This window comes from Dyella sp. (genome assembly GCF_036568765.1).
In the GTDB taxonomy this organism is placed as follows: domain Bacteria; phylum Pseudomonadota; class Gammaproteobacteria; order Xanthomonadales; family Rhodanobacteraceae; genus GSA-30.
In genome coordinates this window covers 1-16,240 of the sequence record NZ_DATCRY010000199.1, presented here as the reverse complement: position 1 = coordinate 16,240, position 16,240 = coordinate 1, and the positions used below count along the sequence as shown (strand labels likewise).

Below are 16,240 nucleotides of genomic sequence, written 5' to 3'. Positions count from 1 at the left end.
CCCACCAGCAGGGCCCCGACCAGCCCCGGCCCGGCGGTGTAGGCCACGCCGTCCAGGTCGGCGGTGTTCAGCCCGGCCTCGGCCAGGGTCTGGCGGACCAGCGGCAGCAGCTTGCGCACGTGGTCGCGGCTGGCCAGTTCGGGCACGACCCCGCCGTACTCGGCGTGGAGGGCGACCTGGCTGTAGACCGCGTGGGCGAGCAGGCCCTCGGCGCCCGGGCGCGCGCCGTCGCCGGCCGCCTTCAAGTCGAAGACGGCCACGCCGGTCTCGTCGCAGGAGGTTTCGATGCCGAGGACTTTCAAGCGGTTGCGCGCTCCATGGGGCACCCGCTATCATACGCGGCTCGCCCGTAGCCCGGGCCGGAAACCCATCCCAGAGAACCCGTATGCCGAGCGTCAAAGTCCGCGAGAACGAGCCTTTCGAGTTTGCCCTGCGCCGCTTCAAGCGCACCTGCGAGAAGGCGGGCGTGCTCGCCGAGACCCGCAAGCGCGAGTTCTACGAGAAGCCGACCCAGGAGCGCAAGCGCAAGCGTGCCGCCGCGGTGAAGCGTCATCTGCGCCGCCTGTCGCGCGATACCTCGCGTCGTACGCGCCTGTACTGAGCGTCACCTGGCCAGGCATCCTTCCGCGATGCCGGTCCTGGCGCTCTGCAGCGCCCCCAGAGGTAGCTTGGCAGCCGGCGCGTTCATCCGCAGCCGCTGCCCTTGAAGCCCTTGCACCAGCCGGCGTTGCCTCGCGCAACGCCGGCTTTCTGCGTTCACTTATCCACACCGGAGCATAAGCATGTCCCTCAAGCAGCAGCTCAATGACGACATGAAGGCCGCCATGCGTGGCGGCGACAAGCACAAGCTCGGCGTGATCCGCCTGATCAACGCCGCGGTCAAGCAGCGTGAAGTCGACGAACGCATCGAGCTGGACGATACCCAGGTTCTCGGCGTGCTTGAAAAAATGCTCAAGCAGCGGCGCGATTCGGTAAACCAGTACGATGCCGCCGGCCGCACCGACTTGGCCGACGTCGAGCGCGCCGAAATGGCGGTGATCGAAACCTATCTGCCGGCCAAGCTGAGCGATGCGGAAGTCGACGCATTGATCGATGCGGCCATTACAGCCACCGGCGCCAGTTCGGCCAAGGACATGGGCAAGGTGGTCGCCCAGGTCAAGGAGAAGGCGGCCGGGCGTGCGGATATGGCGGCGGTTTCCGGGCGGATTAAGGCGAAATTGGCTGGGTGAGATTCGCTTCGTAGGTACGCCCCCTCACCCCGACCCTCTCCCCCGGCAAGCCAGGGGAGAGGGAGCCGGCTGCGACGAATCTCGGTGTTTCGCACTTGCGTAACTTGCTCCCTCCCTGGTTTACAGGGGAGTGCCCCAATTTTTCAAGGCTGACAAAGAGCCTGTAGCCTCCCGCAAGAGCCCCCTGCAAGACAGCTGCCCTCCCCCGGCAAAGCCAAGAGAGGGAGCCGACTGCGGCGAATCTCGGTGTTTCGCACTTGCGTAACTTGCTCCCTCCCTTGTGTACAGGGGAGTGCCTCAGTTTTTCAAGGCTGACAAAGAGCCTGCAGCCTCCCGCAAGAGCTCCCCCTGCAAGACAGTTGCCCTTCCCCGGTAAAGCCAGGGAGAGGGAGCTAGTTGCGCAAATGCGAAGTGTTGAAGCTTGCCTCGGTCAGGCTCCCTCTCCCCTGGCTTTGCCGGGGGAGAGGGCTGGGGTGAGGGGGGCTCTTCCACGCAAGCTCCCTCTTCACACCATCGCAATCCCCTCGTCTCGCACTTAAATCGCCACGCAGTGCGTGCACATCAGTGATGCAGCTCCTTCACGCGGCAGACCCTACAAGTGAGTCCGCGACATCATCGAGGGAGAACCCCATGCTCAAGTGGGCCATTATTTTCGCCATCATTTCGCTGATTTCCGGCTGGCTCGGTTTCGGCACTTTATCCGGTGTGACAGGCACGATCGCCAAGGTCCTGTTCGTGATCTTCGTGATCATCTTCCTGGTGATTCTGCTGGGCCTGGTCGGCATAGTGCACCTTGCGTAGACGACAGGGCCGGCTGCATCAGCGGCCGGCCTCGCCGAGCAAGGCACGCCTGGCGCGTTCCACTGCGATATCGCGTCCGGCACGCACGTCCGCCACGGTTGGCGCTACCGCGATCTGGGGCGCGATGCCGGTACCGACAAATTCGCGACCATCCGGGTAGCTGTCCCATTTGACGCAGATGCGCGCCGACCCGCCACCAGGCAAGCGGAACGACATCGGCATGCCGGTGCTGCCACCAGTCGGGCGACCGACGAGAATGCCGCGCTTGAGCGTATCGAACGACATGACGAAGTCTTCGGCGGCGGAAAAGGTCTGCGGCCCGATCAACACAGCTACCGGACCGCGATAGATCGGTGCCGTCTGGTGCGGATAAGTAGCGCGACTACCGTCGACTTGCAGCCATTCCAGGCTCAGATTGCCATTGGCGCGCGACAGCGGATCCACCGACAATCGTCGCTGCTGCGCTGAAGGAATGGGCGCGTCGGTCAGATGACTGAGAATGCCAAAGCCATAACTATCCGAGCCACCGCCATTGCGGCGAACATCGAGGATCAACCCTTTGGCCTGCATGATTTGCGGCAAATGATTTTCCAGCGCCTTGACCGAGGCTTCGCTTTCGAAATGATCGATAGCCAGGTAAGCGACATTGCCCGGTAGCATCTTGAACTCGAATTCGGGCGGCCCATGGCGGTCGGGATAATTGTTACGCGCAATGGTGACCGTGCGCTTGTGGCCATGACCGTCGTCGAGACTCAACGCCACTGGCGTATCTTTGTCGCCGCTGAGCAAGCCATAGGTATATTTGCGCACATCCATGTCTTGCGGCGTGGAACTGCTCTCGTGCGGCTCCACATGCTCGTGCGCATAGCGTTTGACTTCGACGCCATCGATGGCGGTGATTTCATCGCCGACGCGAATACCCTGCTTCGTCAACATGTCGCTGCCGACGAAGGTCACCAGTACCCTGCCGCCGATCAAGTCGGTCTGCAAGGGCGGGCGCGCGTAGTAATGCCCTTGCAGTTCCTGTGGCGGATAGATATTCGTATGCCCATCGCGCAGCAGCGGCGCGAAGCGCATCATGACATCGTAATAAGCTTGCGTATCCTTGGCTGCGATAACTTGCGGCAAGAAATCCAGATAGGCTTTGTCCCAGTCCAGGTCCGGCACGCTGTTGAAGTGCGCGAAGTTGTACTTGGCTTCCGACCAGAACAACGACAAGCCGGCGATGCGCTCGGCTTCGCTAAGTTCGGGCTTGTACGGTACGGCGATGGCCCTGGCGTGCCAGAGCCGATCCAGCGATTCGGTAACCGCGATCATGGACCGGTAGCGCGGCTCGTCCTTGAGCAAGGCCTGGGCCGGGTCGCTGTGGTAGATCTTCAAGTCCAACTCCGCATCCTGCGCGAAATTCGCCAGCATGGCGTCGAGCGCCCTGGCCTTGTCGCCTTCGGCCACATAGATCGGGAAGAGCCGGTCGCGTGCGGCATAGGCCATATAGCGCAACGACATGCTTCCTTCCGCAAGGTCCCGTGTTGCGGAAGCTGAAGCCTCGTCCACCACTTTCAACAGCACAGCCTTGGCTTGCTGCCTTGCCTCGGGTGAATCCCTGCCGTCCTTACGCAGGGTGTCGGCCTGCTGAATAGCGGTGGACAGGCGCCTTTGCGCTTGTTCTGCGGCACTGTCCTGAGCCCACGACGCGCTGACGGCGCCAGCCCCCACTAACCCGGCAAGTACCGCGGCCAGAATGACTCGTCCCATGTTTGCCTCCCTCATTGTTTATCGAGCTTACCCTGGCAATCGAACCGGGAGAGCGGCCCATCGACTAAACTGATGTCCTATGCGCGGCCGCATCCCCGATAGCTTCATCGACGAACTACTCGCCCGCGTCGACATCGTCGACGTGATCGAGCGACGCGTGCCGTTGAAAAAAGCAGGCCGCGAGTGGACAGCCTGCTGCCCGTTCCACAACGAACGCTCGCCTTCGTTCTACGTCAGCCCGGCCAAACAGTTCTTCCATTGCTTCGGCTGCGGCGCACACGGCACGGCGATCAAGTTTCTGATGGATTACGAGCGCCTGGAGTTCCCCGACGCGATCGAGGAACTGGCCCAGGCGGTCGGCCTGAAGGTGCCGCGCGAAGGCGGCAACGATGCCCCGCGCGAGGACAAGACCGACCTCTATACGCTGCTGGACAGTGCCGCGCGCTGGTATCAGGCCGAATTGCCCAAGAGCGCCGAGGCCAAGGCTTATTGCAAGAAGCGCGGCCTGGATGCGCAGATCGTCGAGCGCTTTCGCATCGGCTGGGCGCCGGCCGGCTACGACGGCATCATGAAGGCGCTCGGCGGCAACGATCGGCGCATGCAGTTGCTCAACGAAGCCGGCATGGTCGCCAGCAACGAGCGTGGCAGCAAATACGACCGTTTCCGCGAACGGTTGATGTTTCCTATCCTCGACCGGCGTGGCCGTGTGATCGCCTTCGGCGGGCGGGTACTGCAATCGGAGCAAGGTCCAAAATACCTCAACTCGCCCGAGACGCCGCTGTTCCACAAGGGCCGCGAGCTGTTCGCGCTGTGGCAGGTCAAACAGGCCAACAGCAGCCTGCAGCGCATCGTGGTGGTCGAAGGCTATATGGATGTCATCGCCATGCACCAGGCCGGCCTGCCCATCGCGGTGGCGACCCTGGGCACGGCCACCACGCCCGAGCACACCGAGGTATTGTTCCGTGCCGCGCCCGATGTGGTGTTCTGCTTCGACGGCGACCGTGCCGGCCGTGCCGCGGCCTGGAAGGCGCTGGAATCGGCCTTGCCGCGCCTGCGCGACGGGCGCCAGGCCTATTTCCTGTTCCTGCCCGACGGTGAGGACCCGGATACGCTGATCCGCAAGGAGGGCAAGGACGGCTTCGAACGTCGACTCAAGCAAGCCACACCGCTATCGGAGTATTTCTTCAGCGAACTGGCCCACGATGTCGATACAGCCAGCCTGGACGGCCGCGCCCGGCTGGCCGAACGTGCTCGCCCGCTGATCGCCCGCCTGCCCGACGGCGCCTTCCGCGACCTGATGGCGCAGGAGCTGGAGAAGCGCAGCGGAGCGCGTGCCGTCTTCGAAGCCGAGCCGACCGTACGGCGGCCGCAGCGGCCGGTGTCCGTGCAGCGAAGCCTGGTTCGTAGTGCTATTTCGCTGCTGTTGGCCCAGCCGGGTGTCGCCGACGAGGTGGAGCGCCCCTATCGCTTCCTGCGCCTGAACAAGCCCGGGGTGGCCCTGCTGGCTGACCTGATCGATACCGCCCGGGCCCGCCCAGGCATCAATCCCGCCATGCTGATCGAGCACTACGCCGAGCGCGAGGAGTACGCCGCGCTGCAAAAGCTGATGGCCGCTACCGTAGTCGGCGAGGCGGAAGCCCAGCGCCGGGAGTTCTTCGATGCGCTTCTGCACATGGAGCAGCAAGCCATTGTGCAGCGACGTGACGAATTGACCGCCAAAAGCCGCCAGGGGCCGCTCGATAGCGCCGAGAAGGCCGAACTGCGGGAATTGATCGGTGTGCGTGTCAGGCTCAGCCAGGCCGAAGACTGACGGCACGGCCGTCCTGCAACGAATCTGTGGGATGATGTGAACTTTCCTGATCGTCCTCGGCCAAATGACGCAAACGCATGAAGGTTTGTACGTAGATGGATCTACTTGAGCGACTGGTGACATTGTTCGCCGAGAACGGCTATGCGGCCGTTTTTATCGCCCTGCTGCTCTGCGGCGCCGGCGCCCCCTTGCCCGAAGACATCACTCTGGTCGCCGGCGGCGTCATCGCCGGCCTGGGCTACGCGAACGTGCACATCATGTTCGCTGTCGCGATGGTCGGCGTATTGGTCGGCGATGCGGGCATGTTCCTGCTCGGCCATCATTACGGCGCACGGATTCTCAAGTGGCGCGTCGTCGCTCGACTGCTGACGCCGGAACGCTACGCGAAAGTGCAGGAAAAGTTCGAGCGGTACGGCAATCGCCTGATGTTCATCGCACGTTTCCTGCCGGGCATGCGCACAGCGGTCTATATCACCGCCGGCACCACCCATCGCGTGTCGTTCATGCGATTCCTGCTGCTGGATGGTTTTGCCGCCTTGATCAGCGTGCCCATCTGGGTTTATCTCGGCTATTTCGGCGCGGATAACCACGAATGGCTGGTGATGTGGATCCGTCGCGGGCAAAGCAGCCTGTGGGTGCTGGGCGGCATTCTGGTTCTGATCGTGCTGGTACTGTGGTGGCGGCATAGGCGTCGCGTGGCCCGCGCTGCCGATACCGCCACCAGCGAGCAAGCCTGACCATCGGCTAGAGGCAGCCGACCAAGCCGTCGTAAATGCTCTCCGACGTCCCGGGCAAGGGCTCCCAGATGGCATGGCGGGCCTCTTCGAGCTTCGTATAGAAGCTTTCCACCGGCGTTGCCGGCAGCAACGGAGCCCGGCACGAGATGGCGCGCGCATCGACCTGGATGTGGCCGCTGACCGGATCGATCCGCTCTTCGCTGCCGGCGAAATTCCACACGCACTGCCCCAGGTAGCCCGTTGCCCGCTCGACCGAGCAGCGAAAACGCAACGACTGAAGATTGCTGTATTGGCCTTCGCAGAACGTATCGCCACAGACATCGTCGAACTCGCGGACGAGCCGTGCGTGCAAGGCATTGTAGCGGCCCCAGCCTTCACCGAGACGCGGATAATCGACGATATCCACATAGCGATCCTGAGCCAGCGCAATCTCGGCCCAAGGCATCGCCAGTACGAAAAGCAAGCCGCTATAAAACGACAAACGCATGAGCTCCCCTCATCGTGTTCATTGATGGAGAGACCAGCATGCGACGGCTGCTTGCCGTGGGTATGTAAGCAGGAGCCTCAGTAGTGAGCCAGTAATCGCCTGGCGCAAGTGCAAGGGAGAAGAACAAATAATGACGAAACCGGATCACCAAAATACAAAAAGAGAATAACTACCGCGGCAGCACGCTCACTTCCTCACGCCTCGCCTTTGATGTCAGCTCCCAGCTCTCCCCGCAACCAGTCGCAGAAAGCCAGCGTCTGAGGCTTGCCGCGTGCCTCGGCGGCAATGCTCAGGTAATAGGCATGGCGCCACGGCGTCGCCAGCGCGAACGGCTCGACCAGACGGCCGGCCGCAACGTCGTAGGCTACGAGCAGACGCTGCGCCAAGGCCACGCCCTGCCCTTCGATTGCCGCCTGCAACATCATGGTGCCGTCGCCCAGGCCCATTTCGCGGGTACTGCCGGCCAGCCTCACGCCCGCCAGCGCCATCCATGCGCTCCAATCCGGCGCACCGCGCCGCGTGTAGCGCTCATGCAGCAGCGTCTGGCCGTTCAAATCCACCGGATCGCTCAAAGCGGCAGCGACCGCCGGGCTGCAGACAGGGGTGTAATCGGTACCGACTAGCAGGTCCTGGCCGGGTTCGTCGCCATGGCGGTCGTCGATCGCGACATCCCAGGCGCCGGCATCGATCTGCGCCTCGGTCAGCACCGCCACATCGATATCCGGGTGCCTGTCGAAAAAACGGAACAGTCTCGGCACCAGCCATTTGGTGCCGAACGTGGCTGGCACCGCCACGCGCAGAGACAGTTTCTGATCGAGCAGCTGATCGGTCGCATGCTGCAACGCACGAAAAGCTTCTCGCACACGCGGGAAATAACGCTCGCCGGCCGGCGTCAGGCTGAGCTTGTTATTGCTTCGCACAAACAGCGTCACGCCAAGGTACTGCTCCAGCAATTTCACTTGCTGGCTCACCGCCGCCGCAGTGAGCGATAGCTCCTCGGAGGCTTTGGTAAAGCTCAAATGTTGCGCCGCAACCTGGAAGACGCGGAGCGCATTGAGGGGTAGCGAGCGCTTCATTGCGAGCTCATTTAGAAAAACTTAGGGGAACCCTGGTGAATTTCTAGTTTGCCTGGGTCGCGCGCTGCCGCCAACAATCGAGTGGAATCCATCGCCCCATCGCGCATGAACATCCTTACGATCGATACCGGCACGACCAATACCCGCGTCTGTTTATGGCGCGATGGTGTCGCCGTCGCCCATGCCGCCCGCCAGGTCGGCGTCCGCGATACCGCCATTACCGGCAATCGCGCCCGGCTCGAGGCAGCCGTGCGGGAGACGCTGGAGGAAACGCTGCAACTGGGCGAGCTGGGTGCCGACGACGTGGACCATGTACTCGCCTCGGGCATGATCACCTCGAACATGGGGCTGTGTGAGATCCCGCATGTGACGGCGCCGGTCGGCCTGACCGCGCTAGCCGGTGCGATGCGCTCGGCGACGATCGAGCAAGTCTGGTCGCGGCCGATCTGGTTCGTGCCCGGCGTGCGCAACGCGGTCGATCATATCGGCCTGCATAACAGCGAAGCGATGGACATGATGCGCGGCGAAGAGACCGAGACCTTCGCCCTGATCGAAGGCCTGCAATTGAAAGAACCGGCGGTCATCGTGCTGCCGGGTTCGCATTCGAAATTCGTCAGCCTCGACGACAAGCAGCAGATCACCGGCTGTGTCACTACACTGGCCGGCGAATTGCTGCATGTAATCTCTCACGACACGATTCTTGCCAGCTCGCTCGACGGCGGCTTCGCCAAGCGCATCGATGCCGAAATGCTGCTGGCCGGAGCGCGTTCGGCTAAACAGATCGGCCTGGGACGCGCCTGCTTCAGTGTGCGCATCCTCGATCAATTCACCGTCTACGACGCCAACGCGCGCGCCAATTTCCTGCTCGGCGCAGTACTCGGCTCGGATCTGCTTACGCTGAAGAATTCCAGCGCGATCGAAGTCATGCCCGGCGTGCGCTTCATCATCAGCGGCAAGCCGATTCTGCGTGAGGCGATCGGCCTGCTGGTACAGGGCGACGATTTCTTTTCCGGCCAGGTCACGATGCTGGACGACGAGCAGCAATCGGATCTTGCCGGCCGTGGCGCTATCGCGGTGGCGCGCGAACGCGGTTTGCTTGGCACCGGCGAGCGCATGCGCGCCTGAGGCCACCCGAGTTTTCATTGAGGAGGGAACGATGAATCGCACACTCACCCAGATCTTCCGCGCCGCCGCCGTTGCGCTCGCACTGGCCAGCGCGCCCGCGTTCGCGGACGACCCGGTCAAGATCGGCTTCGTAGTCAAGCAGCCGGAAGAACCCTGGTTCCGCGACGAATGGCGCTTCGCCGAACAGGCGGCCAAGGAAAAGGGCTTCGTGCTGGTGAAGATCGGCGCGGAGAACGGCGACAAGGTGCTCAACGCCATCGACAACCTCAAAGTGCAGCACGCACAGGGCTTCATCATCTGCGCCCCGGACGTGAAGCTCGGGCCGTCGATCGTTGCCAAGGCGCGCATCAATCGGCTCAAGCTGATGACCGTGGACGACCGCCTCGTCGACGGCAGCGGCAAGCCGATCGAAGGCGTGCCCTATACCGGCATCTCGGCAATCAATATCGGCAAGCAGGTCGGTCAGGCACTGGCTGAGCAGATTAAAGCGCGCGGCTGGAACCCGGCGGAAGTCGGCGCATTGCGCGTGTCGTTCGACCAGTTGCCCACCGCGCGCGACCGTACCGACGGCGCGGTCGAAGCGCTGATCGCCGGTGGCCTGCCCAAGGCCAATATCTTCAACGCGCCGCAGGCCAAGTCCGATACCGAGAATGCCTTCAATGCAGCCAGCATCGCGATCACCCAGCACCCGCAGTTCAAGCACTGGGTGGCCTTCGGCATGAACGACGAGGCGGTGCTCGGTGCGGTTCGTGCAGCCGAGGGCCGTGGTATCAATGCGGCCAACATGGTCGGGGTCGGTATCGGCGGGAGCAATTCGGCCCTCAACGAATTTGCCAAGCCACAGCCGACCGGGTTCTTCGGTTCGATCCTGATCAGCCCCAAGCGGCACGGCTACGACACCTCGCTGCAGATGTACGACTGGATCAAGAACGGCAAGGAGCCGCCGATGATCACGCTGACCGACGGTCGCCTGATCACACGCGACAATGCCGGCGACATACGCAAGACCATGGGACTGTGAGGCAAGGATGAGCGCCGAGCAGCAAGCCACGCCGTATCTGCAATTCGAATCGATCGGCAAGTCGTTCCCCGGCGTCCGCGCCCTCACTGACGTCAGCTTCGCCGTGCACGCCGGCAGCGTGCATGGCTTGCTCGGCGAGAACGGTGCGGGCAAGTCGACCACGATGAAGATCCTGGGCGGCGAATACGTACCGGACGAGGGTCGCCTGGTGATCGGCGGCGAACCTCGCCAGTTCCGCTCTGCCGCCGATGCGATCGAAGCGGGCGTGGCGATCATCCACCAGGAGCTGCAATACGTCCCCGATTTGTCGGTGATGGAGAACCTGCTGCTCGGGCGTCTACCCACACGCCTGGGTTTCGTGCAGCGCCGGCAGGCGCTCGCATGGACACGCGAGAAGCTCGATGCGCTCGGCGTCGATCTCGATCCGCGCGCGAAGATGCGTAACATTTCCATCGGCCAGCGCCAGATGGTGGAGATCTGCAAGGCGATCCTGCGTGACGCGAAAATACTCGCGCTGGACGAACCGACCAGCTCGCTGTCCCATCGCGAAACCGAAGTGCTGTTCCGCCTGGTACGCGCCCTGCGCGCGCAGGGCAAGGCGATGATCTATATCTCCCATCGCCTGGACGAGATCTTCGAGCTGTGCGACGCGGCCACCGTGTTCCGCGACGGCCGCAAGATTGCCGACTTCGATACCTTGCAAGGTGTCACGCGCGAGACGCTCGTGCAGCGCATGGTTGGACGTCAGCTCGACGATATCTTCGGCTATCGGCCGCGCGAGCTCGGCGCTATTCGCCTGGCGGTGCGCGGCGTGACCGGCTACAAAGTACCGGCTCCCGTGGATTTCGAGGTGCGCGCAGGCGAGATCGTCGGCTTCTTTGGCCTGGTCGGTGCAGGCCGCAGTGAAACCATGCGCGTCGTCTATGGCGCGGACCGTCGCGCCAGCGGCATCGTCGAGGTCGATGGCAAGCCCCTGCCGGCTACCGATATCCGTGCTTCGATCCGCGCAGGACTGATGTTTTGCCCGGAAGATCGCAAAGAAGACGGTATCGTCGGCGTGCGATCGGTGGCCGAGAACATCAACATCAGCGCTCGCCGCAATCACCTGCGCGCGGGGCTGTTCGTCGACGACGCCAAAGAAGCACAGACGGCCGACGACTTCATCAAGCGTTTGTCGATCCGCACCCCCAGTCGCCGGCAGGAGATCCGGCTGCTTTCCGGCGGCAATCAGCAGAAGGCGATCCTCGCGCGCTGGCTTGCCGAGGGCGATTTGCGTGTGCTGATTATCGACGAACCCACCCGCGGCATCGACGTCGGCGCCAAGAACGAAATCTACAACGTGCTCTATGCCTTGGCCGAGCGCGGCGTGGCGATCGTAGTGGTGTCTAGCGAGCTGCCCGAAGTGCTTGGCATCTGCGACCGCGTCATAGCGATGTGCAACGGCCGCATTGCCGGCCAGTTCGCCCGCGAGCAAGCCAACGAAGAAAACGTCCTTGCCTGTGCGTTGCCCGAAGGCGCCGCCACGGCGAATCTGCGCAGGAACTGATTGCCCATGTCACAGACTTCTCCCACGCTTTCCTCTTCCGAGCGCCCGGTACAAGCCACATCGTGGCTGCGTTCGGCCATTGACGATTACAGCCTCGTCCTGATCTTCATCGCGCTGTTCGCGGTACTCAGCGGCACGGTGCAGTATTTCTTCTCCTGGGACAACATCGTCAGCGTTGCCTTGTCGGTCTCGCAGATCGGCATGGTCGCCTGCACGATGATGTTCTGCCTGGCTTCGCGCGACTTCGATCTTTCCGTGGGCTCGACGGTCGCCTTTGCCGGCGTGCTTTGCGCCATGGTCGCCAACGCCACTGGCAGCGTATTGCTTGGCATGGTCGTGAGTCTGGCCGCCGGCGCGGTGATCGGTTTCATCAACGGCGCGATCATCGCCAAGCTGAAGATCAACGCGCTGATCACCACGCTGGCGATGATGGAGATCGTGCGCGGACTGGCCTTCCTCGCCTCCAAGGGACAGGCGATCGGTGTCGCCAACGAAGCGTTCTACGTGCTCGGCACCGAGATGCTGTTCGGCCTGCCGATCCCGGTGTGGATCACCGCGGCCTGCTTCGTCGTCTTCGGCGTGATGCTCAACAAGACCGCTTACGGCCGCAACACCCTGGCCATCGGTGGCAATCCGGAGGCCGTGCGCCTGGCCGGGGTGGCGGTAGATCGTACACGGATCGTGATCTTCCTGATCCAGGGCGCCATCGCCGCATTTGCCGGCGTGATCCTCGCATCGCGCATCACCAGCGGCCAGCCCAATGCGGGCGAAGGTTTCGAACTGGATGTGATCTCCGCCTGCGTGCTCGGCGGTGTCTCGCTGGCCGGCGGGCGCGCCACGATCAGCGGCGTGCTGGTCGGCGTGCTGATCATGGGCACGGTGCAGAACGCGATGAACCTGTTGAACATCGATACGTTCTACCAGTACGTGGTGCGCGGCGCGATCCTGCTGGCCGCGGTGCTGGTCGATCAGCTGAAGAACCGCCGGGTGGCCCGTTGATGCCGAAGATCGAGCCATTGACCGCTACGCGCCACGCGCTCGGCGAAGGTGTGGCTTGGGACGAGCGCGCCAACGTGCTGCGCTGGACCGATATCCTGGCCTCCAGGCTGTGGCAGTACGATCCGGCCGACGGCACCGTGCGACATTGGGACCTCCCCTCGCGCCTGGGCTGCTTCGCGGCGACACCCGAGCCCGAGATCCTGCTGCTGGCACTGGAGAAGCAACTGGCGCGCCTGGATCTGCGCGACGGTACAGTGACGCCGCTGGCGGATATCGAGCCAGACCTGGCGGGCACGCGCGCCAACGATGGCCGCTGCGATCGCCACGGTAACTTCGTGTTCGGCACGATCAATGAGCGTGGCGGCGAACCTGTCGCCTCGTTCTATCGCTACGGTGCCGACGGTCGCTTGAGCACGCTGGATCTGCCCAAGGCAGCGATCACCAACAGTATCTGCTTCAGCCCGGACGGCGGGACGATGTACTTCTGCGACACGCCCACCCGCCGCATCATGGCCTGCGACTACGACGGAGCCACCGGCGAAGTGGACCGCATCCACTTGTTTGCCGAGGTCCCCGCTCAGTTCGGCACACCCGATGGTTCGACCGTCGATGCCGACGGTTTCGTATGGAACGCCGAGTGGGGCGCGTCACGCATCGTGCGCTATGCGCCCGACGGCCGCGTCGACCTGACTATCGATATGCCGGTCAGCCAGCCCAGTTGCATAAGTTTTATGGGACCTGGGCTCGACAGACTCGCCATTACCTCGGCGCACGTCGGCCTCGACACGACCGAAACGCTTGCCAACCCCCTGCACGGTGCGACCTTCGCGCTGGCCGCGCCGCGTGGACGCGGCCTGCCCGAAGGCCGCTATGGCGCCACCCTCTGACAAAGCGACAAGTCCATGACCGCCACTCGTCCCGATCCACGCACTACCCCACTGCCGCGCCTGGCCGGCAAGATTGCCATTGTCACGGGTGCCGCCCAGGGTATCGGTGCAGCCACCGCACGCCTGTTTGCCGAACATGGTGCGCGTGTGGTGATCAACGTACTCGAAGACAACGCTCAGGCGCGCCAGACCCTCGCGGAGATCGGCGAGGACAACGCCATGCTGTTCCAGGCCGATGTCACGGACGTGGCCGCCATTCGCCGCATGGTGGATGCCACGGTGGAGCACTTCGGTCCGCCGGACGTCCTGATCAACAACGCCGGCATCAACGTGTTCAACGATCCGCTGAAGCTCTCCGACGACGAATGGCAGCGCTGCTTCGAGGTGGACCTCAAGGGTGGCTGGAACTGCGCGCAGGCCGTACTGCCGCACATGCTCCAGCTCGGCCGCGGTTCGATCGTCAACATCGCCTCGGTACACGGCCACAAGATCATTCCTGGCTGTTTCCCCTATCCGGTCGCCAAGCACGGCCTGATCGGCCTGACTCGTGCGCTCGGCATCCAGTACGCGGCGCAGGGTGTCCGGGTGAATTCGATTTCGCCGGGCCTGATCCTCACCGCGATCGCCGAAGCGGGCTTCGCTGCCTCGCCCGATCCCGCTGCCGAGCGTCGCCGGCAGGAGCAGATCCTGCCGACCAAGCGCATCGGCGAACCGGAAGAAGTCGCCTACACCGCGCTGTTCCTGGCCAGCGACGAAGCGCGCTTCATCAACGCTGCCGATATCCTGATCGATGGCGGCCGCTCCCAGCTTTATCACGAGTGATGTCGATGACCTGGCCTACCCGAATTCCTCTGGTGGCGATCCTCCGCGGCATCCGGCCGGACGAGGCGCTGGCGCACGTGCACGTGCTGATCGATGCCGGATTCGATGCCATCGAGATTCCGCTCAACTCGCCGGACTGGCATCGCAGTATTGCCGATGCGGTCCGAGAATACGGCGCGCAGGCACTTATCGGTGCAGGCACCGTGCTGACGGCTGACGATGCCGATCGGGTAGCCGATCTTGGCGGCAGGCTTATCGTCACCCCCAATACCGATGCGGCGGTCATCGGCCGCAGCCGCGAGCGTGGACTCTATACTGCCATCGGCTTCGCTACGCCGAGCGAAGCCTTCGCCGCATTGCGGGCCGGTGCGCAATCGCTCAAGCTGTTCCCTTCCAGCGCGTTCGGTCCGGCCTATGTCAAGGCAATCCGAGCCGTCCTGCCTCCCGAGGTGCCGTTACTGGCCGTGGGTGGCGTGACACCGGAAAATCTGGGAGCCTTTCTCGATGCCGGCTGCCAGGGTGCCGGCCTGGGCGGCGACCTCTACAAGCCCGGCCAGTCGCCCGAACAAACACACCGGCGTGCCGACGCCTTCATCCAAGCCTATCGCCAACATCACGCATGAAGATCACCAAGCTCACTACCTACCGCGTACCGCCACGCTGGATGTTCCTGAAGGTCGAGACGGACGAAGGTGTCGTCGGCTGGGGAGAGCCGGTCGTCGAAGGCCGTGCGCGCACTGTCGAAGCGGCGGTCCACGAACTGAGCGAATTGGTGATCGGACAGGATCCCGCACGCATCAACGATCTCTGGCAAGCCATGTATCGCGGCGGCTTTTATCGTGGCGGCGCGGTGTTCATGAGCGCCATCGCCGGCATCGATCAGGCGCTGTGGGACATCAAGGGCAAGGTGCATGGTGCGCCGGTCTATGAGCTGCTTGGCGGACGCGTGCGCGATCGCATGAAGACCTATTGCTGGGTCGGCGGCGATCGGCCGGCCGATATCATCGCGCAGATCCGCCAGCGCCTCGAACTGGGCTTCGATACCTTCAAGCTCAACGGTTGCGAGGAGCTGGGTATTATCGACTCGGCACGCACGGTGGATGCCGCAGTAGCAAACGTGGCGGAAATCCGAGAAGCGTTCGGCAACAGCATCGAGTTCGGCCTCGATTTCCATGGCCGCGTCTCCGCGCCGATGGCCAAGGTGCTGATCAAAGAGCTTGAACCGTTCCGCCCGCTTTTCATCGAAGAGCCCGTGCTGGCCGAACAATCCGAGTACTACCCGCGTCTGGCCGCAGGCACGCATATTCCGCTGGCCGCGGGCGAGCGCATGTTCTCGCGCTTCGAATTCAAGCGCGTACTGGAAAACGGCGGCATCTCGATCCTGCAGCCGGATCTTTCGCACGCCGGCGGCATTACCGAATGCATGAAGATTGCCGCGATGGCCGAGGCCTATGACGTCGCGCTGGCGCCGCACTGCCCGCTCGGCCCTATCGCGTTGGCCGCGTGCCTGCATGTGGATTTCATCTCATGGAATGCCGCGCTGCAGGAACAGAGCATGGGCATTCACTACAACAAGGATGGCGAGCTGCTCGACTACGTCGTGAACAAGGAAGCGTTCACGCTGGAACAAGGCCACATGAAACCGTTCGACAAGCCCGGCCTGGGCGTGGAGATCGACGAAGCGCTGGTGATCGAGCGCAGTCGCCAGGCAACGAAGGATTGGCGCAATCCGCTATGGCGGCATGCGGATGGCAGCATTGCCGAGTGGTGAGGATGGGCTAAGAGCCCCCCTCACCCCAACCCTCTCCCCCGGCAAAGCCCTGTCTCTTGATCACATCTTGGTGGCTATCTGCTTAGCGAGCAGATAGCCTTCCATGCGTTCTTGCAGGCGAGCCCAGCCATGCCACAGAGCCTCCCAACCGGGTCGGCCCGTTCGTTTGGTGTC

The 16,240-nt window shown here is 63.3% G+C and carries 16 protein-coding genes and 1 pseudogene; 13 read left to right on the top strand and 4 right to left on the bottom strand.

The window, feature by feature from the left end:
- Window positions 1–302: pseudogene (locus VIM98_RS13990) on the bottom strand (tRNA (adenosine(37)-N6)-threonylcarbamoyltransferase complex transferase subunit TsaD); the annotation flags it as partial.
- Window positions 303–385: 83 nt separating this feature from the next.
- Here VIM98_RS13990 and rpsU point away from each other — a divergent pair.
- From rpsU to VIM98_RS13975, 3 genes are all read left to right on the top strand, one after another.
- Entirely contained in the window at window positions 386–601 is a 216-nt protein-coding gene (rpsU, locus tag VIM98_RS13985; RefSeq protein ID WP_331993722.1) for a 30S ribosomal protein S21, read from the top strand.
- A 181-nt stretch (window positions 602–782) separates the two neighbouring features.
- Window positions 783–1,229 carry a GatB/YqeY domain-containing protein gene (locus VIM98_RS13980; protein ID WP_331993721.1) on the top strand — a complete coding sequence of 149 codons (447 nt, stop codon included), beginning with the start codon at window positions 783–785 and terminating at the stop codon, window positions 1,227–1,229.
- 630 nt (window positions 1,230–1,859) lie between these two features.
- Window positions 1,860–2,030 carry a DUF1328 domain-containing protein gene (locus tag VIM98_RS13975; RefSeq protein ID WP_331993720.1) on the top strand — a complete coding sequence of 57 codons (171 nt, stop codon included), beginning with the start codon at window positions 1,860–1,862 and terminating at the stop codon, window positions 2,028–2,030.
- An 18-nt stretch (window positions 2,031–2,048) separates the two neighbouring features.
- Here VIM98_RS13975 and VIM98_RS13970 read toward each other — a convergent pair whose 3' ends face one another.
- Window positions 2,049–3,785 carry a S41 family peptidase gene (locus VIM98_RS13970; protein ID WP_331993719.1) on the bottom strand — a complete coding sequence of 579 codons (1,737 nt, stop codon included), beginning with the start codon at window positions 3,783–3,785 and terminating at the stop codon, window positions 2,049–2,051.
- Between the two features lie 79 nt (window positions 3,786–3,864).
- On the opposite strand from VIM98_RS13970, the gene dnaG reads away from it, so the two are divergent.
- On the top strand, window positions 3,865–5,595 hold the full coding sequence (gene dnaG / locus VIM98_RS13965; protein ID WP_331993718.1) for a DNA primase: 1,731 nt from the start codon (window positions 3,865–3,867) through the stop codon (window positions 5,593–5,595).
- Window positions 5,596–5,690: 95 nt separating this feature from the next.
- Window positions 5,691–6,332: a DedA family protein gene (locus VIM98_RS13960; protein WP_331993717.1), complete on the top strand. Its 642-nt coding sequence runs from the start codon at window positions 5,691–5,693 to the stop codon at window positions 6,330–6,332.
- A 7-nt stretch (window positions 6,333–6,339) separates the two neighbouring features.
- Here the strand turns inward: VIM98_RS13960 and VIM98_RS13955 are convergent, their stop codons facing one another.
- Together VIM98_RS13955 and VIM98_RS13950 are read right to left on the bottom strand one after the other, a co-directional pair.
- Window positions 6,340–6,819, bottom strand: a complete 480-nt coding sequence (locus tag VIM98_RS13955; protein WP_331993716.1) for a hypothetical protein — start codon at window positions 6,817–6,819, stop codon at window positions 6,340–6,342.
- Window positions 6,820–7,013: 194 nt separating this feature from the next.
- Window positions 7,014–7,895, bottom strand: coding sequence for a LysR substrate-binding domain-containing protein (locus tag VIM98_RS13950; RefSeq protein WP_331993715.1), 882 nt, complete (start codon window positions 7,893–7,895; stop codon window positions 7,014–7,016).
- A 105-nt stretch (window positions 7,896–8,000) separates the two neighbouring features.
- Between VIM98_RS13950 and VIM98_RS13945 the strand changes: the two genes are divergently transcribed.
- From VIM98_RS13945 to dgoD, 8 genes are read left to right on the top strand one after another with little or no spacing between them, the layout of a single operon-like run.
- On the top strand, window positions 8,001–9,020 hold the full coding sequence (locus tag VIM98_RS13945) for a 2-dehydro-3-deoxygalactonokinase (protein ID WP_331993714.1): 1,020 nt from the start codon (window positions 8,001–8,003) through the stop codon (window positions 9,018–9,020).
- A gap of 31 nt (window positions 9,021–9,051) precedes the next feature.
- Entirely contained in the window at window positions 9,052–10,041 is a 990-nt protein-coding gene (locus tag VIM98_RS13940; RefSeq protein ID WP_331993713.1) for an arabinose ABC transporter substrate-binding protein, read from the top strand.
- 7 nt (window positions 10,042–10,048) lie between these two features.
- Window positions 10,049–11,587 (top strand): L-arabinose ABC transporter ATP-binding protein AraG, encoded by a 1,539-nt coding sequence (gene araG / locus VIM98_RS13935; RefSeq protein WP_331993712.1) that lies wholly within the window; start codon window positions 10,049–10,051, stop codon window positions 11,585–11,587.
- A gap of 6 nt (window positions 11,588–11,593) precedes the next feature.
- A complete protein-coding gene (araH, locus tag VIM98_RS13930; RefSeq protein ID WP_331993711.1) occupies window positions 11,594–12,586 on the top strand; it encodes an L-arabinose ABC transporter permease AraH in 993 nt (330 codons plus the stop codon).
- The gene (locus VIM98_RS13925; RefSeq protein WP_331993710.1) at window positions 12,586–13,473 is read left to right on the top strand and encodes an SMP-30/gluconolactonase/LRE family protein; all 888 of its coding nucleotides are present in this window, start codon (window positions 12,586–12,588) and stop codon (window positions 13,471–13,473) included. Before araH ends, VIM98_RS13925 begins: the two co-directional genes overlap by 1 nt.
- A gap of 15 nt (window positions 13,474–13,488) precedes the next feature.
- Entirely contained in the window at window positions 13,489–14,295 is an 807-nt protein-coding gene (locus VIM98_RS13920; protein ID WP_331993709.1) for an SDR family oxidoreductase, read from the top strand.
- On the top strand, window positions 14,295–14,918 hold the full coding sequence (locus VIM98_RS13915; RefSeq protein WP_345786297.1) for a 2-dehydro-3-deoxy-6-phosphogalactonate aldolase: 624 nt from the start codon (window positions 14,295–14,297) through the stop codon (window positions 14,916–14,918). The genes VIM98_RS13920 and VIM98_RS13915 overlap by 1 nt, the downstream gene beginning before the upstream one ends.
- Complete coding sequence (dgoD, locus tag VIM98_RS13910; RefSeq protein ID WP_331993707.1) at window positions 14,915–16,066, top strand: galactonate dehydratase; 1,152 nt, start codon at window positions 14,915–14,917, stop codon at window positions 16,064–16,066. Before VIM98_RS13915 ends, dgoD begins: the two co-directional genes overlap by 4 nt.
- Window positions 16,067–16,240: the final 174 nt, after the last annotated feature.